We start from the raw sequence: 25,575 nt of genomic DNA on the forward strand, positions 1-25,575 counted from the left end.
CTTTTGGCACGCTGTTGAGTTCTCAAGGAACGGACGCTTCCTTTGTACTCACCCTCTCGGGCTTTCCTCCGGGCGCTTCCCTTCGGTCTTGCGTTTCCGACTCTATCAGATCTTTCCGATCCGATTTCCTCGGTGCTTTCCAGGTTCCCGCTTCCGCGTTTCCCTTTCCGGCGGTTCCGACTTTATCAGAAGTTTCGCGCCGGTCTTACCGGCTTCGCTTCCGATTCATCGGGAGTGGCTTCTTCGAAATCGATAACGTCGATGTCTCGAGAAGCAGACAGACTGTCAAAGCCGCCCATCCGGGTGTGAACCCAGCTCCAGGCAACTGTTCGAATCTACCTCCCCGCCTGCTCCGTGTCAACGGCTCCGGTGGGGCGAAGAGGACACTAGCAGCTCAGCGGCCGTAAACGCACATCAGGCGGCCGTCGGCACCGTGGCGCTTCGTTCGGCAGCCGCCACGTCACCCGTGTCACCGGCTCGTGCGGCGCGACCGCCCAGGATCCAGACGTAGGTAAGGAAGGCGGCCTCGGCCGCGACGCCGATGCCGATGCGGGCCCAGGTGGGCAGGCCGGACGGGGTCACGAAGCCTTCGATGGTGCCCGACACGAAGAGGACCAGGGCCAGGCCGATCGCCATGCCCACCGCGGCCCTGCCCTCCTCCGCCAGTGCGGTGCGACGGGAGCGCGGCCCGGGGTCCACCACGGTCCAGCCGAGGCGCAGGCCGGTGCCGGCGGCGACGAAGACCGCGGTCAGCTCGAGCAGCCCGTGCGGAAGGATCAGCCCGAGGAAGGTGTCGAGGCGGCCGGCCGAGGACATGAGCCCGATGCCCACCCCCAGGTTGAGCATGTTCTGGAACAGGATCCACAGCACCGGGAGTCCGAGGAACACGCCGAGGACGAGGCACATGGCGGCGGCCTGGGCGTTGTTCGTCCACACCTGGGCGGCGAACGCCGCCGCGGGATGACTGGAGTAGTAGGTCTCGTACTCGCCGCCGGGCCGGGTCAGGTCCCGCAGCTCCCCGGGGGCCGCGATGGCCGCCTGCACCTCGGGGTGCGTGCCGATCCACCAGCCGAGGACCGCCCCGACGAGCGTGGACACCAGGGCGGTGGGAACCCACCACCGGCGGGTGCGGTAGACGGCGGCGGGGAAGCCGTGCGAGAGGAAGCGGCTGACGTCGCGCCACGAGGCACGGCGGGTTCCCGTCACGGCGCTGCGCGCGCGGGCCACGAGGCGGCTCAGCCGACCGGTCAGCTGCGGGTCCGGGGCACTGGACTGGATCAGGGACAGATGGGTGGCGGTGCGCTGGTAGAGCGCCACGAGTTCGTCGGCCTCCGCCCCGGAGAGGCGGCGCCTGCGGCGCAGCAGGGCGTCGAGGCGGTCCCACTCGGCCCGGTGGGCGGAGACGAAGACGTCCAGGTCCATCGTGTCTGCCTGCTCCTCGGCTGGTTGTTCCACAGCCCGACGGAAGTGTCAGCTTGTCGTACTGCGGCGCGATCGCCCTCAGCTTGGCAGACTGACGGTTCTCAGGGTGGGGTCAGGGGAAGGGCGGCAGGCGTGAGTGAGCTGGTGACGGGCGAGGCGGTGGCGCTGGAACTGCGTCCCGCGAGGTTGCCGAGCAGGGCGCTGGCCGTGCTGCTCGACCTGGCCGTGGCACTGGCGGTCTATCTCGTGGTGACGATCGCCCTGATGGTGGCCACGGCCTCGCTGGACGAGGCCGCGCAGGTCGCGGTGTCGATCGCGACCTTCCTGCTCGTGCTCGTGGGCGGGCCGATCGCGGTGGAGACGCTGAGCCACGGCCGCTCGCTCGGGAAGGCGGCGTGCGGTCTGCGGGTGGTTCGGGACGACGGCGGGCCGATCCGCTTCCGGCACGCCCTGGTACGGGGCGCGATCGGCGTGGTCGAGATCCTGCTGACCTTCGGGGTCGTCGCGTGCATCGCCTCGCTGGTGTCGGCGCGCGGGCGGCGCCTCGGCGACGTGTTCGCGGGCACGCTGGTGGTGCGGGAGCGGGTGCCCGCGGGCCACGGGGCTCTCCTGCCCCCGCCGCCGCCCTGGCTGGCCGGGCGCTTCTCGGCGCTGGACCTCTCCTCGGTGCCGGACGGGCTGTGGCTGGCGGTGCGCCAGTACCTGACGCGGATGCGCCAGCTCGATCCGCAGGTCTCCTGGAGCATGGCGCAGCGGCTGGCAGCGGATGTCGCGGCCCGGACCGGCGCTCCGGTGCCGGGCGAGGTGCCGCCGGCGATGTATCTGGCCGCGGTGCTGCAGGAGCGGCAGGTCAGGGAGACGCGGCGGATGTCCGCGAGCGGTGCCTCCGGAGGCACCGGACCTGCGGGTGCGGGGTATCCGGCCGCCGGGGCTCCGGGAGCCGTCCTCGCTCCGGCGACGGAGGCGGCCTCCGGTCCGTCCTCTCCCGTGTCCCCGAACGCAGGGGTGTCCTCGGTGCCGCAGGAAGCACAGGTGTCGCCGGTGCCGCAGGACGCGGAGGCGTCCGCCGCGCCGCGGGACGCGGAGGCGGGCGAGCGGCGGAGCACCGGGTTCGTGCCGCCCGTGTAGGGGGGCGGGTCGGCGACGCCGTCAGTGCGGGGAGTCCGGGTCCGTGGGGCGCCGGGGGAGGACGGACGGGGGTGAGTCCAGGTCCTCGAGTTCGATGCCGGGAGCGGACAGGACCACGTCGCCGGCGAGGTGCACGGCGTACTGCTCGCCGGTGTCCAGGGCGGTGACCCGGTACTCGTCCACGGTCAGGGGGGCGTTGTCAGTGGCGTGTGTTTCGCTGTTCACCAGAGCCCAGGACTGGTCCACGGTGCGCGGGGCGAGGACGGGGTCCGTGAAGGCGACGAGGCGTACGCGGGTGGCGGAGGCGGAGGGGGTGAGGCGCAGGAGACGGGCGGTGGCGACGAGGAACGCGGGGGACGTCCCGGTGAAGCCGTGGGCGCGGACGGTGCCCTCGGCCGCGTCCCTGCCGGTGGCGTCGGTACGGACCCAGGTGACGCCGTCGAGGGCGGCGCCGCGCACCTGCCAGCCCGCGGCGTGGAGTTCGAGGCGGATGGGGCGGCCCAGGTCGTCGAGGGCCAGGTCGACGGAGCCGCGGTGGTCGCCCGCGGGGCCGGTCACCTGGGAGACGTAGCGCCAGCCGGAGGGGCCGGGGGCGCAGTGGAAGTGCTCTTCACCGAGGGGGGTGTGGTCGTGGGTGTCGTGGAGCGAATAGCGGCCGCGGGGCATCGGGCTCCTGTGTCGTGACGGACGGGTCGGGCGGCCTCGGCGGGCCGGTCCGGCGCGCGGGCCGGCCGGTCGGGTGGGGGCCGGTCCGCCGGCGGCCGGTCCGGCCGAAGGGGCAGGCCCCCGACACGGGGGTGCGGGGGCCTGCCTCGGTCGACCGGTGTGAGACGCGGGTGCGGCTCAGTAGCGGTAGTGGTCCGACTTGAACGGGCCGTCGACGTCGACGCCGATGTAGGAGGCCTGCTCGGGGCGGAGCCTGGTGAGCTTCACGCCGAGGGCGTCCAGGTGGAGGCGGGCGACCTTCTCGTCGAGGTGCTTGGGCAGCACGTAGACGCCGGTCGGGTACTCGTCGGGCTTGGTGAACAGCTCGATCTGGGCCAGGGTCTGGTCCGCGAAGGAGTTGGACATGACGAACGACGGGTGACCGGTGGCGTTGCCCAGGTTGAGCAGGCGGCCCTCGGACAGCACGATGATCGTCTTGCCGTCGGGGAAGGTCCAGGTGTGGACCTGCGGCTTGACCTCGTCCTTGACGATGCCCGGGATCCTGGCGAGGCCGGCCATGTCGATCTCGTTGTCGAAGTGGCCGATGTTGCCGACGATCGCCTGGTGCTTCATCTTGGCCATGTCCGCGGCCAGGATGATGTCCTTGTTGCCGGTGGTGGTGACGAAGATGTCGGCCGTCTCGACGACCTCGTCCAGGGTGGTGACCTGGTAGCCGTCCATCGCCGCCTGCAGGGCGCAGATCGGGTCGATCTCGGTGATGATCACGCGGGCGCCCTGTCCGCGCAGGGACTCCGCGCAGCCCTTGCCCACGTCGCCGTAGCCGCAGACGACGACGGTCTTGCCGCCGATGAGGACGTCGGTGGCGCGGTTGATGCCGTCGACGAGGGAGTGACGGCAGCCGTACTTGTTGTCGAACTTCGACTTGGTGACGGAGTCGTTGACGTTGATCGCCGGGAAGAGGAGGTCGCCGTCGCGCTGCATCTCGTACAGGCGGTGGACGCCGGTGGTGGTCTCCTCGGTCACGCCGCGGATCTCGGAGGCCAGCTGGGTCCACTTCTGCGGGCTCTCGGCCACGGTGCGGGTGAGCAGCTGGAGGATGACGCGGTGCTCGTCGGACTCGGCGGTGTCGGGCGAGGGGACCTTGCCGTCCTTCTCGTACTCGACGCCCTTGTGGACGAGGAGGGTGGCGTCACCGCCGTCGTCAAGGATCATGTTCGGGCCGCCGGTGGCGGTGCCGGGCCAGGTCAGGGCCTGCTCGGTGCACCACCAGTACTCCTCCAGCGTCTCGCCCTTCCAGGCGAAGACGGGGACGCCCTGGGGGTTCTCCGGGGTGCCGTCCGGGCCGACGGCGATGGCCGCGGCCGCGTGGTCCTGGGTGGAGAAGATGTTGCAGGAGGCCCAGCGGACCTCGGCGCCCAGGGCGACCAGGGTCTCGATGAGCACCGCGGTCTGCACGGTCATGTGCAGGGAGCCGGTGATGCGGGCGCCGGCCAGCGGCTGCCGCTCGGCGTACTCCTTGCGGATCGCCATCAGGCCGGGCATCTCGTGCTCGGCGAGGGTGATCTCCTTGCGGCCGAACTCGGCCAGGGACAGGTCGGCGACCTTGAAGTCCTGTCGGTTCTCGACAGTCGTCATTGCGTGCTGCTCCTCGGGTAGGGGCGAGGTGGGTACGGCTGATCTGCGCGGCGGCGGACACAGGGGTGCCCTGAGGAGGACACAGGCATGCCCGCGTGCGCGCAGCGCAGTCCGTCGGAGGCCCTCTCTCCCTCGGACGGTCCGTGTCGGGACCGCCCGACCGCCATCAGCAGCGACGTCTGGCTCCGACCCAAGCTACACCGCGGGACCCCGCCGCCCCCAGTCCGCGTCCGGCCGGAGGGGGCGGGAAGGAGTCGGTCAAGGGGTCCGCGGGGCTCAGTGGCCGGCGGGCTGCGGGGCCGGTCCGCCCGGCGTGGCCTCGGCGTCCGCGCCCCGGGCGGCCTCGGTGTCGCTGTAGATGTCGGGCTCCAGGTAGATCACCCGGGCGATCGGGACGGCGGCCCGGATGCGGGTCTCGGCCGCGTCGATGGCGGTGGCGACCTCGGCGGCGGTGTCGTCGTGCCGTACCGCGATCTTGGCGGCGACGAGCAGTTCCTCCGGGCCGAGGTGGAGGGTGCGCATGTGGATGACGCGGGTGACGCGGTCGCCGTCGACCGTGGCGGCCTCGATCTGCCGGACGACGTCGGCGCTTGCGGCCTCGCCCAGCAGCAGCGACTTGGTCTCGGCGGCCAGCACGAGGGCGATCAGGACGAGCAGGGCGCCGATGCAGACGGTGCCGACCCCGTCCCACACGCCGTCGCCGGTGAGCAGGGAGAGGCCGACGCCGCCGAGGGCGAGGACCAGGCCGATCAGGGCACCGAAGTCCTCCAGCAGGACGACCGGCAGCTCGGGTGCCTTGGCGCGGCGGATGAACTGGGTCCAGGACAGCGTGCCGCGCAGTTCGTTGGACTCCTTGATGGCGGTGCGGAAGGAGAACCCCTCGGCGACGATCGCGAAGAGGAGGACGCCGACCGGCCAGTACCAGTGCTCCAGCCGGTGGGGGTGCTGGATCTTCTCGTAGCCCTCGTAGACGGCGAACATGCCGCCGACGGTGAAGAGCACGATGGAGACGAGGAAGGCGTAGATGTAGCGTTCCCGGCCGTAGCCGAAGGGGTGCTGCGGGGTCGCCTCGCGCTGGGCGCGCTTGCCTCCGACGATGAGCAGGAACTGGTTTCCGGAGTCGGCGAGCGAGTGGACGCCCTCGGCGAGCATCGACGACGAGCCGCTGAAGGCGAAGGCCACGAACTTCGATGCCGCGATCGCGAGGTTGGCGCCGAGTGCCGCCACGATCGCCCTGGTGCCGCCTGACGCGCTCATGTGTTCGCGTTGTCCCTTCGCCGTCGTACGTAACGCCGTCCGGGGCGCCGCCCGGCGGTGGCGCTCACGCCCCGTCTGCTTTGCCCGTCCTTTGCCGGTGGGCCATTGTTGCAGCCCGTTCCGTGGGACGTGCCCCGGGTCGGCGGGCCCGACGCCTCAGAGGGCGACCGTGGCCCGGAAGAGGGTGCCGGGTCCGGACACTTCGGCCTTTTCGCCCGCCGGGACGAACACGGAGGTGCCCGGGGTCAGGTCGTGCTCGCCGGCGCGGACCGAGCCGGCGGTGCAGAGCAGGATCTGCGCCGTGTCACGCGTCAGGTCGTGCGGGCCGGCGCCCTCGGGGAGCACGTACCGGGACAGGCGGAACTCGTCGATGGGCGTCGCGTAGACCTCCTCGCCGTCCGGGGCGGCCTCCGGGCGCAGGACGCCGGGGTCCCCGGCCCGGAAGCGGACGACGCGCAGCAGTTCGGGGACGTCGACGTGCTTGGGGGTCAGGCCGCAGCGCAGGACGTTGTCGGAGTTGGCCATGATCTCGACGCCGAGGCCGCTGAGGTACGCGTGCGGGATGCCCGCGCCGAGGAAGAGGGCCTCGCCGGGCTGGAGCCGGACGTGGTTGAGGAGCATCGCGGCCAGCACCCCCGGGTCGCCCGGGTAGTGGCGGGCGATGTCGGCGTAGGGCGCGAGGTCGCCGCCGAGGCGGGCGCAGGCGGCGGCGGTCTCGGCGACGGTGCGGGCCATGTCGTCGCGGTCGGCGCCGAGGATCGCGGTGAGCGTCTCGCGCAGGGCCGCCTCCTCGGGGCGGGCGCGCAGGAGGTCGGCGTACGGCGTGAGGGAGTCGACGCCGATGCGGTCGAGGAGGGCGGCGGTCCGCAGCGGGTCGCGGAAGCCGCACAGGCCGTCGAACTCGGTGAGCGCGCAGATCAGTTCGGGCTTGTGGTTGGCGTCCTTGTAGTTGCGGTGCGGGGCATCGGACGGGATGCCCCGCTCCTCCTCGTCGGCGTGGCCGGTGCGGGCCTGCTCCAGGTCGGGGTGGACCTGGAGGGAGAGCGGGGCGCCGGCGGCGAGGATCTTGAGCAGGAAGGGCAGGCGGGGGCCGAACCTGGCGACGGCCGCGGGGCCCAGTTCCCGCTCGGGGCCGGCCGCGAGGACGTCGACGAGGGCGCCGCGTGCGGTGCGCGAGGGCGCGCCCGGGTGGGCTCCCATCCACATCTCCGCCTGCGGCTCGCCGCTCGGCTCGACGCCGAGGAGGTGCGGGATGGCGGACGGGGAACCCCAGGCGTAGGGGCGAACGGTGTTGTCCAGGCGGTCCATGCGTGTCTCTCTGCCGGTTCTCAGTGCGCCGTGCGCGTGGTCGGGCTCAGGATGAGGCCCCCGACGCGAGCGCCAGGTAAACGGCGGTGAAATCCGTGACGGCGATCAGTTCCGCGAGGGTCTCGATCTCGTCTCCGGGGGACGGTTCCAGCTCGCTGATCGGCGTGTCGTGACTGAGCGCCAGGTCACGCGCGGCGGGCGCGGCGGTCAGGCCGCCGATCGGGCGGTCGCGGAGCAGCACCACGCGCGTGTGGAGGGCGGGCGCCTCCTCGACGCGGTCGCGGAAGAAGTCGTCCGGGTCGGCCCTGGCGGCCAGAGGGCCGGCGAGCAGGGCGCTGTGCACGGCGAGCGCCTCCGGGAGTTCGGCGACGACGGCGGGGCTGCCGGACAGTTCGGCGAGCGCGGCGGCGAAGCGGCGGCCGGCGGGGCCGGCGGAGACGCCCTCGGTCCAGATCAGGGGCAGCGCGTCGGCGAGTTCGGCGGCCAGCGTCTTGGCGGGGTTGCTGTAGGTGGCGATGGCGGGGCCGCAGCGCTCGGCAACCTGGTCGAGCCGGTCGGCGGCCTTCTCCAGGGCGTCGGGCGGGGCGGTGAGCAGGCCGATGCGGTCCAGGAGGGCGAGCAGCGGGGTGAGCAGCGCCCACAGCACGCCGGGGGACGAGGCCGGGAAGGGCTCGTCCTCGTCGTAGGGGGCCGTGGCCATCGGGACGAAGAGGCCGTGGGCGCCGGCGACGGCCTCGGCCAGCGGGGTGCCGGCCGGGGCGACGGCGGCGACGGCGCAGCCGCGGCGGTAGGCCTGCTCGGCGAGCAGCGACAGGCTCGGTTCGGCGCCGTCCGGAGTGGCGATCAGCAGCAGGTCGACGGAGCCGGCCCAGCCGGGGAGTTCCCAGCGCAGGGCGCCCGCGGCGGGGGCGACGCCGGTGGGCGCGAGCCGGGTGACGGGGCTGCCGGCGCCGGCGAGCGTGCCGAGCAGGTCGGCCGCGTGGCTCGCCGCGGCGCCGGGCCCGGCGATCAGGACGGCGCGGGGGCGGCCGTCGGGTTCGAGTCCGCCGACCCCCGCCTCGACCGCGTGCCGGGCGGCGGTCCGGACGCGGGCTCCGGCCTCGGCGGCGCCGCGGAGCAGTCCGCGCCGGTCGGCCTCGGCGAGCCCGTCCGGGGTGTCGAGCAGCGATTCGTCGAGCATGGGCGGCAGTCTCCGATCGCCGGGCTTCGGTTACGCGGGGCGGCGGGCCTCGTCGACGAGCAGGACCGGGATGCCGTCGCGGACCGGGTAGGCCAGGCCGCAGTCCTGTCCGGTGCAGATCAGCTCGGCGTCCTCCTCCTTGAGGGGGGCGTGGCAGACCGGGCAGGCGAGGATCTCCAGGAGGCCGGCTTCGAGCGGCATGGGCGTTCCCTTCGGGTGGCGGACGCGTGGCGGCACGGACGTGCCTGGTCAGGGTACCGCCGGTGGGGGGCGGGCGGCGGGCGGCCGCCCGGAAGGAGCCGGGGCCGTCCGCGGACGGTGACGGTGGACTGCGGTGAGCGCGGGTACCGGGGCGCGGGCGACCCGGAACGGGACGATGACCGCGGGCGGCCGGAGCACAGGGCCCGGCGACCCGGAACCGGACGGTGCCCGCGGGCGGCCCGGAGCCGGCACGAGGGTCCTGGGCCGCGGGAGGTGCAGACCCCCGAGCCACCGGGGCGCCCGGGCCTGCGGGGGCCGCGTCGCCGTCGGGCGTCGCGATCGGGCAGCACCCGGGGCGGGCATGCGCCGGGCCGGCGACGGCCTGCGGGACGTCCGGGGAGGGCGGGCGGGGCCGTTCGTCCCGCCCGGCGTGTCCGTACGTCCCGCCCGGTGCGTGCGCCCCGCTCGGCGGCCCGGCCGGGGGTCAGGCGCGGATGACGGCCAGGGCCTCGTCGCGCACCTTGGCCATCGTCGGCTCGTCGCGGGCCTCGGCGTTGAGCCGGAGCAGGGGCTCCGTGTTGGAGGGGCGGACGTTGAACCACCAGTCGGCGGCGGACACCGTGAGGCCGTCGAGCTCGTCCAGGGTGACGTCGGCGCGGCCCTCGTAGGCCGTCCTGATCGCGGCGAGTCGGGCGGCCTGGTCGGCGACGGTGGAGTTGATCTCCCCGGAGCCGGCGTAGCGGTCGTACTGCGCGACCAGCGCCGACAGGGGCCGGTCCTGGCCGCCCAGGGCCGCCAGGACGTGCAGCGCGGCCAGCATGCCCGTGTCCGCGTTCCAGAAGTCCTTGAAGTAGTAGTGCGCCGAGTGCTCGCCGCCGAAGATCGCGCCGGACCGCGCCATCTCGGCCTTGATGAAGGAGTGGCCGACGCGGGTGCGGACCGGGGTGCCGCCCTGCTCCCGCACGACCTCGGGGACGGACCAGGAGGTGATCAGGTTGTGGATGATCACACCCCGGCCGCCGTGCCGGGCCAGCTCGCGGGCGGCGACCAGCGCGGTGATCGCCGACGGGGAGACCGGCTCGCCGCGCTCGTCGACGACGAAGCAGCGGTCGGCGTCGCCGTCGAAGGCGAGCCCGAGGTCGGCGCCCTCCGCGCGCACCCGCTGCTGGAGGTCCACGATGTTGGCCGGGTCCAGCGGGTTGGCCTCGTGGTGGGGGAAGGTGCCGTCGAGTTCGAAGTACATCGGGACGACGTCGAGGGGCAGGCCGGAGAAGACCGTCGGGACCGTGTGGCCGCCCATGCCGTTGCCCGCGTCGACGACGACCTTCAGCGGGCGGATCGCGGAGACGTCGACCAGGGAGCGCAGGTGCGCCGCGTAGTCGTCCAGCGTGTCGCGCCGGGTGAGCCGGCCCGTCCGGGCGGCCGGCTCCGGGGCGCCCGACTCCCGCCACCGCTCGACCAGTTCGCGGATCTCGGTCAGGCCCGTGTCCTGGCCGACCGGGGCGGCGCCCGCCCGGCACATCTTGATGCCGTTGTACTGCGCGGGGTTGTGCGAGGCGGTGAACATCGCGCCGGGCAGGTCCAGGGCGCCCGACGCGTAGTACAGCTGGTCCGTGGAGCAGAGCCCGATCTCGGTGACGTCGGCGCCCTGCCGCGCCGCGCCGTGCGCGAAGGCGCGGGACAGGCCGGGCGAGGAGGGCCGCATGTCGTGGCCGACGACGACGGCGCTCGCGCCGGTCACGCGGGCGAAGGCGGCGCCGAAGAGCTCGGCGAGCGACTCGTCCCACTGGTCCGGGACGACCCCGCGTACGTCGTACGCCTTCACGATCTGCGACAGATCAGCAGTCACGGCCAGCCCTTCTCGGAGTCCATTCGGAGGTCAACCCGGAGGTCCTGGCGGAGCTCCTGTTGGTGGACCCCAACGTACCCGGCCCAGGTTGCCGGGAGCCGTGCGGCAGCTGTACGGCACGCAGGCCGTCACGCCGGGCGCGGGCGCGCAGGTACGGGCTGCCGGGAAGTCTCCGGCGTGCGGCGGCCGTTGGGGGCGGCGGGAGGGAACGGTCCTTCAGGGACGGTGAACGGCGCGCCCGCAGGCGGCGAACCGATTCAGTTGTCCGGCGAGCGGAGCACGCGCAGGTGGCCGCGGCGCGCGACCTCCATCGGATCCGCGGTGCGGGGACCGGCGCCGCCGGCCTCGGCCGCGCGCTGCTGGGGCCGGGCGGCCTCGCGCACCGCGTTGGCGAGCGCCTCGAGGTCGTCGCCGCTGGGCCGGGCGGGGGCCGAGCCGTCGAGGAGGCGTACGACCTCCCAGCCGCGCGGGGCGGTGAGGCGCTCGGAGTGCTCGGCGCACAGGTCGTAGCAGTGGGGTTCGGCGTAGGTGGCGAGCGGGCCGAGGACCGCGGTCGAGTCGGCGTAGACGTACGTCAGCGTCGCGACGGCGGGTCGGCCGCAGGCGGTGCGCGAACAGCGACGTACAGGGCTCACGACGTTGGACGGTACCGCACTCTTGAGCGGGCCGCGACGACTCTGCACCAGGTCACACCCCCGTGTCGCCCTGTGAAACGCCCCACACACCCCTTCTGTCCCACCTTGCTGACCTGCGCGGATGTCGCGCCGCCTGGTCGCGGACCGGTCCGCTCCAGGTCACAGGTCGGCACAAACAACGCCAAAAGCCTTGCCGTTGCCGCTCCGGGAGAGATACGGAATCGAGCCCAAGCTTGGCCGGAATGGGCAGCGGGCGACAGGCGCAATCACGCCGTGCCGCCCGGCGGCCCGGTGCCCGGGATGCCGCGCCGGGCCGGGCGGGCGGTCCTCGCGAGGACTACGCTTCAGCGGTGATGGACAACCCTGTACCGCCCCGTGCAGCCGGCCCCGGGCCCCGTCGACGTGATCGCCACGGCCGGGGCATGCGCGGCCCGATCGCGCCGCCGCAGGTGCCGCTCGCCGCGAGCCGTGCCGAGGTGTTCGCGGACCTGGTGCGGGACTCCGTGGAGCGGCTGGAGCGGCGGTGGCCGCAGCTCGCGGACGTCGACTTCCTGGTGCTGGAGGTGCCGCGGCTGGACGCCCCCGGGCAGACCTGGAACGACGAGGCCGTGCCGCTCGGCGGCACGGTGGCGGCCCAGGACGGCCACCGGGCGCGGGTGGTCGTGTACCGGCGGCCGGTGGAGATCCGCAGCAAGGGCCGCGACGAGCGGGCGGCCCTCGTGCACGAGATCGTGGTGGAACAGGTGGCCGACCTGCTCGGGCTGACCCCGGAGACGGTGGACCCCCGCTACGGCGAGGACTGACCCGCCGGGCCGCCGCCGGACGGACGAGGCCCATGCCCCGGGCGCGCACGGACGACGCCCACGCCGCCGGCGCGGACCTGCGCGCCGCCCGATGTCCGCGTGGACCACCGGGCCGCCTGCGGGAGTCCGGCGGTTACCTCTGCAGCACCGACAGGTCCGCGGTCGCGCGGGGCACGGCGACCGTGCCGCGGTCGTCCGGGAGGGTCTGGACGGTGAAGCCGGGGACGCCCTCCTGGGTGGACGCGAGGGTCCGGGCGGCGTAGACGGGGCCGCCGGACAGGCGCTCCACCGTCACGGCGTACGTGCCGTTCAGTCCGGCCGGGACCGGGGGCACCACGTCCTGCGTGGTGCCCGCACCGACCGTGTACGTCTTCGACACCGCCGTGCCGCCGTCGCTGCCCGCGGACGAGGTGACCTTCACCTGCGCGGAGCCGGCCGGGGCGGTCAGGGAGAGCGTCGTCCCCTTGGCGCTGTTGTCGGCCGCGGTGGCCCGGGTGTCCACGGGGCGGGTCGCCGGAATGAACGCCGTCTCCTGCTGGGCTCCCCTGCCGCGCACGACCTTGAGCGCCGCGACCACCGGTACGGACTGGGAGGTCGGGGTGAGCACCAGTGAGCCGGGCTCGCCGCGGGTCAGGGGACCGAGGTCGACGCCGGTCGTCATGCCGCCCTTGACGTGCAGGGTCTCGTGCCCGGCGGGGGTGATCGAGCCGGACGACGACGCCAGCCGCACCTTGAGGTCGGCGTCCGTGTCGGCGGGGGTGAAGGCCACCAGCCGGACGTCCGTGGCGTCCTTGGGGATGCCGGGCAGCACCAGGCTGCCCGCGGGGTCCGCGGCGGCCGACAGCCAGTCGCCGCCGGTGCTGGAGTCGAGGGCCTGCACGGCCGCGCCGACCCGCCCGCTGCGCACGCTCACGTGCAGGGTGAGGTCGTCCTGCGGGGAGTCCGTGAGCGTGGACAGCAGGACCGGCTCGCTGGAGTGCGGCTGCACCGTGATGCCCTCGCCCACGGCCGACTTCACCGCGCCGTCCTTGCCGTAGAGCTCCAGGTCCACGACGGCGGCGGAGTCGTCGGGGTTGGTGAGGTGGACGTAGTCGGAGCGGCTGGCGGCCGTGCTGACGCCCGGGAACCAGAACTGGGTGTCCGGGGCGGTGCAGTCGACGCCGAGCAGACCGCGTCCGGTGCCCGCGGCGACCTCGGTGGTCTCCTGCATCGTCCAGCCGGGGGCGAACCGCCCGTCGGCGGTGCCGATGAGCGCGGGCGCGTCCGCGCCGGAGGAGTCGCCGGTGACGGGCGTGCCGGGGGTCTTGGGCTGGAGGGCGGGCTGCTGCGCCTTCTTGCCGGACCCCCCGGCCTTCCCTGAGCCCTTGCCGGTGGCCGGGGTGCCGCCCGCGTCCGGGCCCGAGTCGGCGGCGGGCCGGAGTTGCGCGGTTCCCGCGCTGCCGGTGCCCGCCACGACGGGGGTGAAGGAGGTGTACGAGGTGTCGGCGATGTCGGAGCTGCTCGGAGCCGGGCAGACCAGGGTCGTGCGCTCCACGGGCAGCCGGGCGGCGACCCGCGCGGCGCCGGCGCCGGACGCGTCCGGGGTGTTCAGCGCGGCGAATCCGGTGACGGCGGCGAGCGCGGTCGCGCCGGCGATCAGGGACAGGGTGGTGCGGTTCACTGCTGGCTCCCGTCGGGGCGCTCACTGCCGGTGCCGTGCGGGTGGGACGGGGGCGCGTCGGCTCCGGGTGACTGGGCCGGGTCGTACGTCTCGTCGTAGCCCTGCTGGTAGGCGGGGTCGTAGGGGCCGCCTTCGTAGGCGCCGCCGTATGCGTACGGGTCGTACTGGCCGCCCTGCTGGGCGGCCTGGTACGCCGGGTCGTAGGCGTCCGCCGGGTACGGCTGGGCGTCCGCCGGGTACTGCGGGGCTGCCTGGTACGGGTCGCCGTAGGCGCCGTAGCCGGGCTGCTCGTAGCCGGCGCCGTCCCAGTCGGCGTACCCCTGCTGGTGCGGCACGGCGGCGGGGCTCTCGTGCGGCGCGGGCGGGACGGGCGGCCCGTCGAAGGGGTCGTCCGCTCCGGCCGGTCCGCCTCCACCGGCCTCGGCGGCGGCCTCCGCCTCCGCCTCGGCCTGGGCGCGCAGGCGGCGGGCGCGGCGGCCCTCGCCCGCGGCGGCCTGCGCGGGGACGGGCTGCTCCTCGGGCAGGTCGTCGTCCATGTCACGACGCCGGCCCGGCAGGGCGAGGACGACGAGGACGACGGCGAGGGCGCCCTGGAACCACAGCCAGACGGAGCGGCCGATCGGGTCGTCGAAGGCGACGTCCAGGTGTCCGCCGGCGGCGGGGAGCTGGAAGCCCTGCGCCCAGCCGTCGACCGTGGTCCGGGTGAGCGGTTTGCCGTCCAGGGTGGCGGTCCATCCGGGGTCGGCGGAGTCGGCCAGGCGCAGCACGCGGGCCGCGGAGCCGGCCGGGATCGTGGTGTGGACCTCGACGGGCCCGGCGGCGACCGGCTGGGCGGCGCCGGAGCCGCCGGCCGGGACGACGGCGGCGCGCGAGACCTCCTGGTCGACGCGCCACAGGGCGCTGCCGTCCTGCTGGCTGAGCCGGCTCAGGCCGGGGGTGGCGTCCAGGACGCGGCTGACGTCGCGGGGGGCGCCCTTGTGCACGAGGACGTAGCGCACGGCGAAGCCGCCGAGCTGGTCCGCCTGGTCGGCGCCGGAGCCCGCGACGAGGTTGGCGACGACCTTGTCGAGGCGGCCGGTCGCACCGCCGGTGGTGGACAGGTCGGCGTCGCCCATGCGGGCGCCGGAGCCGCGGACCAGCATGTAGTCGACGTGGGCCGGGGAGTCGCTGTCGAGGACCAGGGTGCGGGCCTGGTCGCGGGTGCTGCTCTCCTCGGCGACGAACGCGGGCACCTGCACCGGGTCGCGGCGCTCCAGCGGCCCGTCGGCGCCGCGGATCATCCAGCCGGAGGCGGCGAGCAGCGGCCCGGCGACGGAGGCGAAGGCGATCAGCGCGGCGACCGGCTGGCGCCAGCCGAAGCTCTGCTCGGCGACCCGGGCGCGGACGCCTTCGGCGCCGACGACCGCGGCGGCGAGCAGGGCGAGGCCGTAGACGAGCGTCGCCGGGCCCGCCCAGGCGGAGGCGTTGGACAGGGCGGCGAAGACGAAGCCGACGAGGGCCACTGCCCAGGCCGTACGGATGCCGGACTGACGCTCGGAGCGCAGGAGGGCGGCCAGCGCGGCCAGGACGATGCCGATGAGCATGAGCCCGTGCACCGTGCCCGGGCCGCCCGGGGAGGCGCCGAGCAGGTCGAGGGCGGATGCGGCCGAGGCGCCGTAGGGCAGGCCGGCCTCCTTGAGGAAGCCGAACGGGAGCAGGCTCAGCGACCAGGGCGCGAGGACGAGGAGCGGTGTGCCCACTTGGGCCAGGAGGCGCAGTGCGTGGGGCACGATCTCGCCGCGGCGCAGGACCAGGACGCCCAGGCCGAGGACGGCCGCGACCGGCCAGACGACCGGGGTAAAGGCGGTGGTGACGGTGAGCAGCAGCGCGTAGGCCCAGGTGGCGCGCCAGCTGCCGCGGGCTCTGGAGGCATGGGCGAGGCCGCTCGCGGCGACGCCGGCGCGGGCGAGGAGCGGCAGCAGCACGGCGAGGACGGCGGTGCCGATGCGGCCGCCGGCCAGCGCGCCGGTGGCGGCGGGCAGGAAGGCGTACACGACCGCGGCCCAGGCGCGCAGCAGGCGGGACTCGACCAGGGGCCGCGAGGCGAAGTACGCGGCGATGCCGGCCAGGGGCACCGAGCCGACGAGGAGGACGGTGACGGCGAGGCCCGTCGAGCCGAGCAGCAGGGAGGCCAGCAGCGCCACCAGGGCGAGGTAGGGCGGGGCGGAGGGGGTGCCGCCCGCGCCGACCGGGTGCCAGGAGTCGAGGTAGCGCGCCCACAGGTCGGAGGCGCCCGCGGGGGCGGGCAGCAGGGCGCCGCCCCCGAGGGCGCCGCTGCCGAGCAGACCGCGGCAGGCGACGAGGGAGACGAGCAGCAGCACCAGGAAGAGCACCGGGCCGGGCTTGCGGCCGATGCGCTTGAGACGGGCGAACTGCTCGATCTCCAGGAAGTCCGCGTCGTCGCCGCCGGGACCGGACTCGATGGCGCCGCCGTGCCGCCCGGCCGAGGACAGCTCGGGGTCGGAGCGGCCGACGAGATTCCCGGCGAGCTGCTCGAAGGTGGCGCGGACGGTGGCGCCCGGCGGCGGGAACAGGGCCCGCAGCTCGTCCTTGCCGATCTGCGGCCGGCCCCTGCGGCGGCGGCCGGCGATGATCCGCTCGGGCCGCAGCAGGGTGCCCATGAGGCCGCGGATCTCGTCGACGGCCTGTCCGGGGACCTTGCCGACGAGGTAGGCGACGGTCCGCAGCAGGGTGCCGAGCACCAGCCGGAGCAGGACCCAGGGCAGGGCGGCGCTACGGGTGTTGACGAGCAGGGTGTGGACGGCACCCGCCTTGTCGACCTTGTGCGGCGAGGCGGCGGTGCGGCCCACGCAGTCGACGGTGCGGCGCTCGCGGGAGGACGCCTCGGCGTGGCGGACGACGGCCTCGGGGGCGACGAGGACGCGGTGGCCGGCGGCGTGGGCGCGCCAGCACAGGTCGACGTCGTCGCGCATCAGGGGCAGCCTGCGGTCGAACCCGCCGAGCTGCTCGAAGACGTCACGCCGGACCAGCATGCCCGCGGTGGACACCGACAGGACGGTCCGGACGTGGTCGTGCTGGCCCTGGTCCTGCTCCCGGCGGTCCAGACCGGTCCAGCGGCGGCCGGAGTTGGCGATGGTGACGCCGACCTCCAGGAGCTGCCGGCGGTCGTACCAGCCGCGGAGCTTGGGGCCGACGACCGCGACGTCGTCCCGGCCGAGCCCGTGCTCGGTGTCGACGACGCGGAGCAGCTCGGCGAGGGCCTCCGGTTCGGGGGCGCAGTCGTCGTGCAGCAGCCAGAGCCACTGCACCGGTTCGCCGTGCGGCAGTTCGGGGAGGTCGTAGGCGTCGTCGCGCCAGGAGCGGGTGACGGGGTCCCAGCCGCTGGGGCGCTTCAGGTAGGGCAGGTCGTCCGGGGTGAGGACCGGGGCGGTGCGCGTGGCCTCCTCGACGGCCTGGCCGAAGCCGGTGCGGCGGGCCAGGTGCAGCACGCGGTCGTCGCCGAGGGCGTCGGTGACCAACTGGGCGGAGGCGTCCGCGCTGCCGGTGTCGGCGGCCACCGCGTACTGGACGGGGCGCTCCTGGCCGAAGAGGCCCGCGAGGGCGTCGGGCAGCCAGCGGGCGCCGTCGTGCGCGACGAGCACCGCGGTCACCACGTGCCGCGGGAACTCGGGCGGACGGGCCGGGTCGAACTCCGGCGCGCGGGCCGGGTCGGTGGGCGCTGCGGCAGCGACGTCGTAGGGGGCTGCCGTATGGCTGGGCACGGACATCGAGAAACGGCCCCGGTTCGGTGTGGACTGTGGTGGACGCCTGTGCCCGGTGGGGGCAGCGGTGCGTCTCGGACGAGCGACCACACTATCGGCTGGCCGTAACAGCGGCCCGCCGCCTGTGGACAAGCCACCTGCGACGGGCCGTTCGTGACGTCACCGGGAAGACGGTGTGCGGTTTTCCGGGAGACCGGCGGCGGGATGCCGGTGCGGCGGACGCCGGGAGCGGAGGCCGCCGCCGCGGGCCGAGGCCGGCGCCGGTGCGCGACCGGCGGCCGGGAGCGCGGCGGCCGGGGTCAGATGGCCGCCTTCTTCAGCCGGCGCCGCTCGCGCTCGGACAGACCGCCCCAGATGCCGAACCGCTCGTCGTTGGCGAGGGCGTACTCGAGGCACTCGGAGCGGACCTCGCAGGCGAGGCAGACCTTCTTGGCCTCGCGGGTCGAGCCGCCCTTCTCGGGGAAGAAGGACTCGGGATCGGTCTGGGCGCACAGCGCGCGCTCCTGCCAGCCGAGTTCCTCGTCCGCGTCGTCGACCAGCAGTTGCTGCACCAGCTCGGTCATGTGCGCCCCTCGTCTGTCTTTCGCGTCCCCGTGATCCAGCCGTTACCGATTCCGGCTGAACGACACGAGTGAAATTACAAGTGTGCTGCTCCGGGCGAGTCAAGCCGAGATCTGCTATTGGGCCCCTTATTCACTCTGCGGAACCAAGGCCATGCGGAAAGTGTTCAAATCGGCATAAACCTTGACACATGTTCAGGGGCCCACGGACTCCGCCCCCGCGCCGGGCCCGCTCGGGGCCCGCACTGGGGAGGACGCCCAGGGCATCGATCTCGTTCCGACACGCACGGCGAGGCACCCCGGATCACGGTCGGATCACGGGATCGCAACGAGGCTTGCGCGCCCGGCTTGTGCGCCATGTGTCCCCTCCTGCCGGTGAGCAAACCTTTCATCTGAGAGATGAACCGGATGAGGTGAACCATGTCCCACATTCCGGGCGCCAAGTTGACAGTGGGAGGGCGAGCCGGTGTCCTTGAGGGCATGCTCGCGAACCAGGCACTCACCTCGACCCGCACCGCCGGGTCCCACGGTGCTGCCCGCGCTCGCTGCAGCTGTTGCTGTCCCAGCTGTTGAGCCACGCTCGCTCCGGCTGTCCCCGCCTGGCCCCGACCCGGCCGCGCCGCTCCCCGCACGCCCCGTATCCGGGGCACGCCTCCCGCCCGTGACCCGGGCGACCGGCCCGCGACCTCCCGCCCCTCTCCTCCGAGGAACACCGCACCCCCATGAACAGCGACAGCGACCTCCAGATCGCCGGCGACATCCTCGAAGTCCCCCACCTCCTCCAGCCCCCGCGCGAACACCCGGCCACGGTGGCCGAGTTCGCCGGTCTCGCCCGCTCCCTCGCCGCCGACCGCTCCCAGTGGGAGCACCTCGTGCGCTACGACGCGGCGTCGCGCTGGTACCACCGGCTGCGCACCGGCCCGGGCTACGAGGTGTGGCTGCTGTCGTGGGTGCCCGGCCAGGGCAGCGGACGGCACGACCACGGCCGCTCCTCCGGCGTCCTGACCGTCCTGGACGGCACCCTGACCGAGCGCACCGGGCGCGGCACGCGCAGCCTCGGGCCCGGCGCGCAGCGGGTGTTCGCGCCCGGATACGTGCACGAGGTGGTCAACGACGCCCTGGAGCCCGCCGTCAGCCTGCACGTGTACCACCCCGGCCTGACCGAGATGCCGATGCTCCCCCGGGACTCGGCCGCCGCGGCGGCGGGCGCGCGGTGCGCGGCGGCCGTCGGCGGTCCGATGGACCCGGCCGGCGCCTGACCCGCCGGGCGGCGGTGTCCGCGGCCGGCGAGGGGGCGGCACGCGGACCGGGGCGCATGCGGGTGGGCCCGCCGGGCCGCAGGAGGACAGGCCCATGGGGACGGGCGGCGCGCGGGTGGGCGCGCGCGTCCGGTCGCGGCGGGGGCGCGCCCGGTGTCCGCCTGCCGTGTTTCCGGTGCGGCCTGCGAGACTTGCCCCCATGCGGATTGTGGTTCTGGCAGGCGGCATCGGTGGTGCCCGGTTCCTGCGCGGCCTGAAGCGGGCCGTGCCGGACGCGGACGTCACGGTCATCGGCAACACCGGCGACGACATCCACCTCTTCGGGCTGAAGGTCTGCCCGGACCTGGACACGGTGATGTACACGCTCGGCGGCGGCATCAACGAGGAGCAGGGCTGGGGTCGGGCCGAGGAGACCTTCCACCTCAAGGAGGAGCTGGCGGCGTACGGCGTGGGACCGGAGTGGTTCGGGCTCGGCGACCGTGACTTCGCCACGCACATCGTGCGCACCCAGATGCTGGGCGCCGGGTACCCGCTCAGCGCGGTGACCGAGGCCCTGTGCGACCGGTGGAAGCCGGGGGTCCGGCTGATCCCGATGACCGACGACCGCGTCGAGACGCACGTGGCCGTCGAGGTCGACGGCGAGCGCCGGGCGATCCATTTCCAGGAGTACTGGGTGCGGCTGCGGGCCTCGGTCCCGGCCGCGGCGATCGTCCCGGTCGGCGCGGAGCAGGCGAAGCCGGCGCCGGGCGTGCTGGAGGCGATCGGCGCGGCGGACGTGATCCTCTTCCCGCCGTCCAACCCCGTCGTCTCGATCGGCACGATCCTGGCCGTGCCCGGCATCCGTGAGGCGATCGCCGAGGCGGGGGTGCCGGTCGTCGGCCTGTCCCCCATCGTCGGCGACGCGCCGGTGCGCGGGATGGCCGACAAAGTGCTGGCCGCGGTCGGCGTGGAGTCCACCGCCGCGGCGGTGGCCGAGCACTACGGCTCCGGACTGCTCGACGGCTGGCTCGTCGACACCGTGGACGCGGCCGTGGTGGAGCGTGTCGAGGCGGACGGGATCCGCTGCCGCGCGGTGCCGCTGATGATGACCGACGTGGACGCGACCGCGCGGATGGCGCAGGAGGCGCTGGCCCTGGCCGAGGAGGTGCGGCCCGCGTGACCGGCACGCCTGCCTCCGGCGCCGCGGACCCGGCCGGGTACCGGGTCTGGGCGGTCGCCGGGATGCCCGAGGTGCAGCCCGGCGACGACCTCGCCAAGCTGATCGCCGCCGCCGCGCCCGAACTGGCCGACGGCGACGTGCTGCTCGTCACCTCGAAGATCGTGTCCAAGGCCGAGGGCCGGCTGGTCGAGGCGGCCGACCGGGAGGCCGCGATCGACGCCGAGACCGTGCGGGTCGTCGCCCGGCGCGGGCCGCTGCGGATCGTGGAGAACCGCCAGGGCCTGGTGATGGCGGCGGCCGGCGTGGACGCCTCCAACACCCGCCCCGGGACGGTGCTGCTGCTGCCCGAGGACCCGGACGCGTCGGCGCGCGCCGTGCGGGACGGCGTGCGCGACGCGCTCGGGGTGGACGTCGGGGTGCTCGTCACCGACACCTTCGGACGGCCCTGGCGCGCCGGGCTCACCGATGTCGCCATCGGCGCCGCGGGCGTCCACGTCCTCGACGACCTGCGCGGCGGCACGGACGCGTACGGCAACCCGCTGAGCGCCACCGTCGTCGCCACCGCCGACGAACTCGCCGCCGCCGGCGACCTGGTGAAGGGCAAGGCCTCCGGGCGGCCCGTCGCCGTGGTGCGCGGGCTGGCGCACACCGTGACCGGGGACGAGGCGCCGGGTGCGCGGGCCCTGGTGCGCGACGCGCGCGACGACATGTTCCGGCTCGGCACCTCCGAGGCCGTACGGGAGGCGGTGACCGGGCGGCGCACCGTGCGGTCCTTCACCGACGAGCCCGTCGACCCCGGAGCGGTGCGGCGCGCGGTGGCCGCGGCGGTCACGGCGCCCGCCCCGCACCACACCACGCCGTGGCGGTTCGTGCTGCTGGAGTCGGAGGAGTCGCGGACCCTGCTGCTCGACGCGATGCGCGCCGCCTGGGTCGCCGACCTGGAGCGGGACGGCAGGAGCGCGGAGTCGATCGCCCGCCGGGTCCGGCGCGGCGACGTGCTGCGCAACGCCCCCTGTCTGGTGGTGCCGTGCCTCGTCATGGACGGCTCGCACACCTACGGCGATCCGCGGCGGGACGCCGCCGAGCGCGAGATGTTCGTGGTGGCCGCCGGGGCCGGTGTGCAGAACCTGCTGGTGGCGCTGGCCGGTGAGCGGCTGGGGTCGGCGTGGGTGTCGTCCACGATGTTCTGCCGGGACGTGGTGCGCGAGGTGCTGGACCTGCCCGGGCACTGGGACCCGATGGGTGCCGTCGCCGTCGGGCACCCGGCGGAGGAGCCGCGGCCGCGGCCGCCGCGGGACGCGGGCGCCTTCATCGAGGTGCGGTGACGGGACGGGCCGCGCCCGGGCGGGGACCCGGCGCCTGTGGACCCTGGGGGGGCCGGGCCCGCGGGCCCCTAAGCTCGTAGGGCACCTCCGGACTCCCCAGGACCTCACTCGTGGCAGGACGCTTCTCCCCCCGGCCCACCCGCACGACCGTGCGCGGCGGCCATGTCGCCGTGCCCGGCGCGGGCGCGGTGCCCCGGCCCGCACCGGTGCCGGGGCGGGTGCGCTCTTGGGTGCCGGACGGGCCCCTCGACCTGGGGCTGGTGCTGGGCCCGCTGCGGCGCGGGGCGGGCGATCCGACGTTCCGGGCGATGCCGGACGGCTCCGTGTGGCGGGCCACCCGGACCCCGCTCGGGCCGGGCACGCTGCGCGTGTCGCTGCGGGCCGGGCACGCCCGCGGGGAGGCGTGGGGCCCGGGTGCGGAGTGGCTGCTGGAGCGGCTGCCCGCGCTGCTCGGCGCCGACGACGACCCGGCCGCCTTCGCTCCTCGGCACCGGCTGCTCGCTCTGGCCCGGCACCGCAGGCCGGGGCTGCGCCTGACCCGGACGGGGCTGGTGCTGGAGTCGCTGATCCCCTCGGTCCTGGAGCAGAAGGTCACCACCGCCGAGGCCTACGAGGCGTGGCGGCTGTTGCTGCGCCGGTTCGGGGAACCCGCGCCGGGGCCCGCGCCCGCCGGGATGCGCGTCATGCCGGGCCCGCGGGCGTGGGCGCTGATCCCGTCCTGGGAGTGGCACCGGGCCAACGTCGACGGCAAGCGGGCCGCGACGATCCTGCGGGCGGTGCGGGTGGCCGCGCGGCTGGAGGAGGCGGCGGGGATGGACCCGGCGGCCGCGCGGGCGCGGCTGGAGCTGGTGTCCGGGATCGGCCCGTGGACGTCGGCGGAGACCGTGCAGCGCAGCCACGGTGCCCCGGACGCGGTGACCGTCGGGGACCTGCACCTGCCGGGGATCGTCGGATGGGCGCTGGCCGGGGACCGGGACGCGGACGACGCGGCGATGCTCGCGCTGCTGGAGCCGTACGCGGGGCAGCGGCACCGGGCGGCCCGGCTGATCCTGCTCAGCGGCCGGGTGCCGCCGCGGCGGGCGCCGCGGATGCCGAAGGGCGACATCCGCGGCCTGTGACACGCCTCCGGGCCGCCGCGCCGGGGGCGGCCCGGAGGATCGGGCTACTGGTCCGAGGAGAACCGCACCGATCCGGCCGGGATGCAGGCGTCGCACCAGACGCGGACGCCCTCCTGGAGTTCGTTGTCCGCGCCGATCACCGCGCCGTCGCCGATGACCGTGCCGGTCAGCACGGTGCGGCGGCCGATGCGGGCCCGGGTGCCGATGAGCGAGTCGGTGACGACGGCGCCGGGCTCGATGACGGCGCCGGGCAGGATCGTGCTGCCGGAGACCCGCGCGCCCTCGGCGACGAACGCCCCCTCGCCCACCACCGTGCCGCCGGTCAGCTTGGCGTCGGGCGCGACGACGGCCGTCGGCAGGACCAGCCGGTCGCCGCAGCGGCCGGGGACCGCCGGGGAGGGCGCCCGGCCGAGGACGAGGTCCGCGGAGCCGCGCACGAAGGCGGCCGGGGTGCCGAGGTCCAGCCAGTACGTCGAGTCGACCATGCCCTGCAGATGCGCACCTGCGGACAGCAGGCCGGGGAACGTCTCGCGCTCCACCGACACCGGCCGGCCCTGCGGGATGGCGTCGATGACGGACCGGCGGAAGACGTACGCCCCCGCGTTGATCTGGTCGGTGACGATCTCCTCGGGCGTCTGGGGCTTCTCCAGGAAGGCCAGGACGCGTCCGGTGCCGTCGGTGGGGACCAGCCCGTACGCCCTGGGGTCGGTCACCTTGGTGAGGTGCAGGGACACGTCCGCGCCGGTCGTCCGGTGGGTGCTCACCAGCGCCCCGATGTCCAGCCCGGTCAGGATGTCGCCGTTGAAGACGAGGACCGGGTCCTCGGGGCCGGAGTGCAGCCGGGAGGCGACGTTGCGGAGGGCGCCGCCGGTGCCGAGGGGCTCCTCCTCGGTGACGTACTCCAGGTGGAGCCCCAACGACGATCCGTCGCCGAAGTACGGCTCGAAGACCTCGGCCAGGTACGACGTGGCGAGCACGATGTGCTCGACGCCCGCCGCCCGCGCCCGCGCCAGCTGGTGCGTGAGGAAGGGCACCCCCGCCGCACGGACCATGGGTTTCGGGGTGTGCACCGTGAGGGGGCGCAGCCGGGTGCCCTTGCCGCCGACCAGGAGGATCGCTTCTGTCACCTGTCGTCTCTGCTTCCTGCCGGGACCGGCCGATCTGTCCTTCGGCCGGCCAGTGTAGGCAGACCGTTCGCCGTCGCCCTCCGCGGCCGTGCGGTGGTCCGCCCTCAGCGGCCCTGGTAGCCCGCCGCGGTCGAGCGGACCGTGCCGAGCTTGGCGTAGAGCTGTGTGCCGGGGCAGTCGGTGTTGTAGCCGTCCCGGTGACCGGAGATCACGTTCAGACGCACGTTCTTACCTTTTGCGTAGAGATTCCCACCGCCGGACGTCAGATATGTCGTGGCGCGCGGATTCATCCCGTAGAGACCGAGCTTCCACGCGGCCAGCCGGGCGATGGCCTTGACGGCGGCGGCGGACGGCTTGGTCCTGCCGAAGGAGCCGATGACCGCGACACCCATGCTGTTGGTGTTGAACCCCATGGTGTGGGCGCCGAGCACCGCCTTGGCGACTCCCCCGGCCCGGCCCTCGTAGAGGGTGCCGCACTTGTCGACGAGGAAGTTGTAGCCGATGTCCCGCCAGCCCATGCTCTGCACGTGGTAGCGGTAGATACTGCGAATGACCGACGGGGCCTGCGCGCAGGTGTAGTTGTTGCCCGAGGCGGTGTGGTGGACGAAGGCGACCTTGACCTTCTTGGTGTAGACGAAGCCGCTTTCCCGCAGCGACTCGTCCGCTCCCCAGCCGCGGCGGGTGACGATCGCCGGGCGCGCCCCGATGTACGGCTTCGCCTGCTGACGGGGGGCCGGCGGGCCGTCGTCGGGGGCGAGCAGCCCGCGTTCGGTCTCCGCCCGGCCGAGCGCCGGGATCCTGGTGGCACCGAGCGGGGCGGGGCCGGTGTCGACGGCCGGGGCGGTGGCCCCCCGGGCCGCTCCGCGGCGCGGGGCGCGGGCCGGGGAGCCCTTTGGCGGGGGTGCCGTGCCGGGGTCGACGAGTTCGAGGCGCATGCCGGAGGGGAGCGGGCCGGCCGGGGCGCCCCGCCGCCCGGCGTCCGCGCGGACGCGGAGGTCCACGCCGTCGCTGCCGCCCACCCACAGGGGTGCCGTGGCGCCGCGCACCCGGCCGGAGGCGCGCTCGGCCGAGCCGGGGTCGGCGCCGTGGTCGGCGTTGTGGGTGTCGACGTCCTGCCAGCCGGACCAGGTGCCGCGGGCGACGGAGCGGGTGCGGACCTGCACGGTGCCGTGCAGGTGGGTGTCCGGGTCGTCCCAGACGACGCCGACCAGGGAGAAGTGCCGTACGCCCGTGCGGTACAGGCCCTGCGCGGGGCCGGCGCCGGCGGTGCGGTCGGGGGCGAGGGGGGCCAGACGCAGGGACTGGGTGCTGCCGGGGACGGCCGGGGCGGCGGACCGCCCGGCGCCGGCGCCACCCTCCGTCCGGGCCGCGGCGGTGGCCGCCGGCGTGGTCATCGGCAGGGCCAGGGCGGCCGCGCAGGTGACACCGATCGAGGACGCAAGGAATCCGTATCGAGGCATGCTCCTGATCTTGGACATAGTCATACATTTCTGTCTATCGGGGAACTGACGGACCGTCGGCC

20 protein-coding genes are annotated in these 25,575 nt (G+C 74.7%); 6 read left to right on the top strand and 14 right to left on the bottom strand.

Features of this window, described 5'->3' with window-relative positions:
* Window positions 1-414: 414 nt before the first annotated feature.
* A complete protein-coding gene (locus P3H78_RS23545; protein WP_276111258.1) occupies window positions 415-1,422 on the bottom strand; it encodes a stage II sporulation protein M in 1,008 nt (335 codons plus the stop codon).
* 132 nt (window positions 1,423-1,554) lie between these two features.
* Here P3H78_RS23545 and P3H78_RS23550 point away from each other — a divergent pair, with 132 nt between their 5' ends.
* Window positions 1,555-2,550, top strand: coding sequence for an RDD family protein (locus tag P3H78_RS23550; protein ID WP_276111127.1), 996 nt, complete (start codon window positions 1,555-1,557; stop codon window positions 2,548-2,550).
* A gap of 21 nt (window positions 2,551-2,571) precedes the next feature.
* On the opposite strand, the gene P3H78_RS23555 is transcribed toward P3H78_RS23550, so the two are convergent.
* From P3H78_RS23555 to P3H78_RS23590, 8 genes are all read right to left on the bottom strand, one after another.
* Entirely contained in the window at window positions 2,572-3,216 is a 645-nt protein-coding gene (locus P3H78_RS23555; protein ID WP_276111128.1) for a hypothetical protein, read from the bottom strand.
* Window positions 3,217-3,393: 177 nt separating this feature from the next.
* On the bottom strand, window positions 3,394-4,851 hold the full coding sequence (gene ahcY, locus P3H78_RS23560; protein ID WP_276111129.1) for an adenosylhomocysteinase: 1,458 nt from the start codon (window positions 4,849-4,851) through the stop codon (window positions 3,394-3,396).
* A 276-nt stretch (window positions 4,852-5,127) separates the two neighbouring features.
* Window positions 5,128-6,108, bottom strand: a complete 981-nt coding sequence (locus P3H78_RS23565) for a cation diffusion facilitator family transporter (protein WP_276111130.1) — start codon at window positions 6,106-6,108, stop codon at window positions 5,128-5,130.
* Window positions 6,109-6,264: 156 nt separating this feature from the next.
* The gene (gene manA, locus P3H78_RS23570; RefSeq protein ID WP_276111131.1) at window positions 6,265-7,416 is read right to left on the bottom strand and encodes a mannose-6-phosphate isomerase, class I; all 1,152 of its coding nucleotides are present in this window, start codon (window positions 7,414-7,416) and stop codon (window positions 6,265-6,267) included.
* Between the two features lie 46 nt (window positions 7,417-7,462).
* On the bottom strand, window positions 7,463-8,596 hold the full coding sequence (locus P3H78_RS23575; protein WP_276111132.1) for an SIS domain-containing protein: 1,134 nt from the start codon (window positions 8,594-8,596) through the stop codon (window positions 7,463-7,465).
* A 30-nt stretch (window positions 8,597-8,626) separates the two neighbouring features.
* Complete coding sequence (locus tag P3H78_RS23580; RefSeq protein WP_276111133.1) at window positions 8,627-8,797, bottom strand: Trm112 family protein; 171 nt, start codon at window positions 8,795-8,797, stop codon at window positions 8,627-8,629.
* 484 nt (window positions 8,798-9,281) lie between these two features.
* Window positions 9,282-10,646 (bottom strand): phosphomannomutase/phosphoglucomutase, encoded by a 1,365-nt coding sequence (locus P3H78_RS23585; RefSeq protein WP_276111134.1) that lies wholly within the window; start codon window positions 10,644-10,646, stop codon window positions 9,282-9,284.
* Between the two features lie 257 nt (window positions 10,647-10,903).
* Window positions 10,904-11,329, bottom strand: coding sequence for a DUF3499 domain-containing protein (locus tag P3H78_RS23590; protein ID WP_276111135.1), 426 nt, complete (start codon window positions 11,327-11,329; stop codon window positions 10,904-10,906).
* Between the two features lie 305 nt (window positions 11,330-11,634).
* Here P3H78_RS23590 and P3H78_RS23595 point away from each other — a divergent pair, with 305 nt between their 5' ends.
* Complete coding sequence (locus P3H78_RS23595) at window positions 11,635-12,084, top strand: metallopeptidase family protein (RefSeq protein ID WP_276111259.1); 450 nt, start codon at window positions 11,635-11,637, stop codon at window positions 12,082-12,084.
* A gap of 133 nt (window positions 12,085-12,217) precedes the next feature.
* Here P3H78_RS23595 and P3H78_RS23600 read toward each other — a convergent pair whose 3' ends face one another.
* The 3 genes from P3H78_RS23600 to P3H78_RS23610 form a co-directional block, all read right to left on the bottom strand.
* Window positions 12,218-13,744: a DUF5719 family protein gene (locus tag P3H78_RS23600; protein ID WP_276111136.1), complete on the bottom strand. Its 1,527-nt coding sequence runs from the start codon at window positions 13,742-13,744 to the stop codon at window positions 12,218-12,220.
* The gene (locus P3H78_RS23605) at window positions 13,741-17,511 is read right to left on the bottom strand and encodes a glycosyltransferase (RefSeq protein WP_276111137.1); all 3,771 of its coding nucleotides are present in this window, start codon (window positions 17,509-17,511) and stop codon (window positions 13,741-13,743) included. Before P3H78_RS23605 ends, P3H78_RS23600 begins: the two co-directional genes overlap by 4 nt.
* 293 nt (window positions 17,512-17,804) lie before the next feature.
* Entirely contained in the window at window positions 17,805-18,068 is a 264-nt protein-coding gene (locus P3H78_RS23610) for a WhiB family transcriptional regulator (protein ID WP_010986447.1), read from the bottom strand.
* Between the two features lie 719 nt (window positions 18,069-18,787).
* Here P3H78_RS23610 and P3H78_RS23615 point away from each other — a divergent pair.
* The 4 genes from P3H78_RS23615 to P3H78_RS23630 all read left to right on the top strand — a co-directional run bounded on the left by P3H78_RS23615 (window position 18,788) and on the right by P3H78_RS23630 (window position 22,926).
* The gene (locus P3H78_RS23615) at window positions 18,788-19,324 is read left to right on the top strand and encodes a cysteine dioxygenase (RefSeq protein WP_276111138.1); all 537 of its coding nucleotides are present in this window, start codon (window positions 18,788-18,790) and stop codon (window positions 19,322-19,324) included.
* A gap of 199 nt (window positions 19,325-19,523) precedes the next feature.
* Window positions 19,524-20,483 carry a 2-phospho-L-lactate transferase gene (gene cofD, locus P3H78_RS23620; RefSeq protein ID WP_276111139.1) on the top strand — a complete coding sequence of 320 codons (960 nt, stop codon included), beginning with the start codon at window positions 19,524-19,526 and terminating at the stop codon, window positions 20,481-20,483.
* Entirely contained in the window at window positions 20,480-21,808 is a 1,329-nt protein-coding gene (locus P3H78_RS23625; RefSeq protein ID WP_276111140.1) for a coenzyme F420-0:L-glutamate ligase, read from the top strand. The genes cofD and P3H78_RS23625 overlap by 4 nt, the downstream gene beginning before the upstream one ends.
* A gap of 110 nt (window positions 21,809-21,918) precedes the next feature.
* The gene (locus P3H78_RS23630; protein WP_276111141.1) at window positions 21,919-22,926 is read left to right on the top strand and encodes a DNA-3-methyladenine glycosylase family protein; all 1,008 of its coding nucleotides are present in this window, start codon (window positions 21,919-21,921) and stop codon (window positions 22,924-22,926) included.
* Window positions 22,927-22,970: 44 nt separating this feature from the next.
* Here the strand turns inward: P3H78_RS23630 and manB are convergent, their stop codons facing one another.
* Window positions 22,971-24,053 (bottom strand): mannose-1-phosphate guanylyltransferase, encoded by a 1,083-nt coding sequence (gene manB / locus P3H78_RS23635; RefSeq protein WP_276111142.1) that lies wholly within the window; start codon window positions 24,051-24,053, stop codon window positions 22,971-22,973.
* A gap of 104 nt (window positions 24,054-24,157) precedes the next feature.
* Entirely contained in the window at window positions 24,158-25,531 is a 1,374-nt protein-coding gene (locus P3H78_RS23640) for a peptidoglycan recognition protein family protein (RefSeq protein ID WP_276111260.1), read from the bottom strand.
* Window positions 25,532-25,575 lie beyond the last annotated feature (44 nt).

Source organism: Streptomyces tropicalis (assembly GCF_029269835.1).
Lineage (GTDB): Bacteria > Actinomycetota > Actinomycetes > Streptomycetales > Streptomycetaceae > Streptomyces > Streptomyces tropicalis.

Coding starts and splice junctions, on each gene's coding strand:
- cofD (WP_276111139.1), top strand. CDS start 19,524: ATGCGGATTGTGGTTCTGGCAGGCGGCATCGGTGGTGCCCGGTTCCTG.
- P3H78_RS23575 (WP_276111132.1), bottom strand. CDS start 8,596: ATGCTCGACGAATCGCTGCTCGACACCCCGGACGGGCTCGCCGAGGCC.
- P3H78_RS23545 (WP_276111258.1), bottom strand. CDS start 1,422: ATGGACCTGGACGTCTTCGTCTCCGCCCACCGGGCCGAGTGGGACCGC.
- P3H78_RS23610 (WP_010986447.1), bottom strand. CDS start 18,068: ATGACCGAGCTGGTGCAGCAACTGCTGGTCGACGACGCGGACGAGGAA.
- P3H78_RS23615 (WP_276111138.1), top strand. CDS start 18,788: ATGAACAGCGACAGCGACCTCCAGATCGCCGGCGACATCCTCGAAGTC.
- P3H78_RS23595 (WP_276111259.1), top strand. CDS start 11,635: ATGGACAACCCTGTACCGCCCCGTGCAGCCGGCCCCGGGCCCCGTCGA.
- ahcY (WP_276111129.1), bottom strand. CDS start 4,851: ATGACGACTGTCGAGAACCGACAGGACTTCAAGGTCGCCGACCTGTCC.
- P3H78_RS23580 (WP_276111133.1), bottom strand. CDS start 8,797: ATGCCGCTCGAAGCCGGCCTCCTGGAGATCCTCGCCTGCCCGGTCTGC.
- P3H78_RS23640 (WP_276111260.1), bottom strand. CDS start 25,531: ATGTCCAAGATCAGGAGCATGCCTCGATACGGATTCCTTGCGTCCTCG.
- P3H78_RS23555 (WP_276111128.1), bottom strand. CDS start 3,216: ATGCCCCGCGGCCGCTATTCGCTCCACGACACCCACGACCACACCCCC.
- manA (WP_276111131.1), bottom strand. CDS start 7,416: ATGGACCGCCTGGACAACACCGTTCGCCCCTACGCCTGGGGTTCCCCG.
- P3H78_RS23565 (WP_276111130.1), bottom strand. CDS start 6,108: ATGAGCGCGTCAGGCGGCACCAGGGCGATCGTGGCGGCACTCGGCGCC.
- P3H78_RS23605 (WP_276111137.1), bottom strand. CDS start 17,511: ATGTCCGTGCCCAGCCATACGGCAGCCCCCTACGACGTCGCTGCCGCA.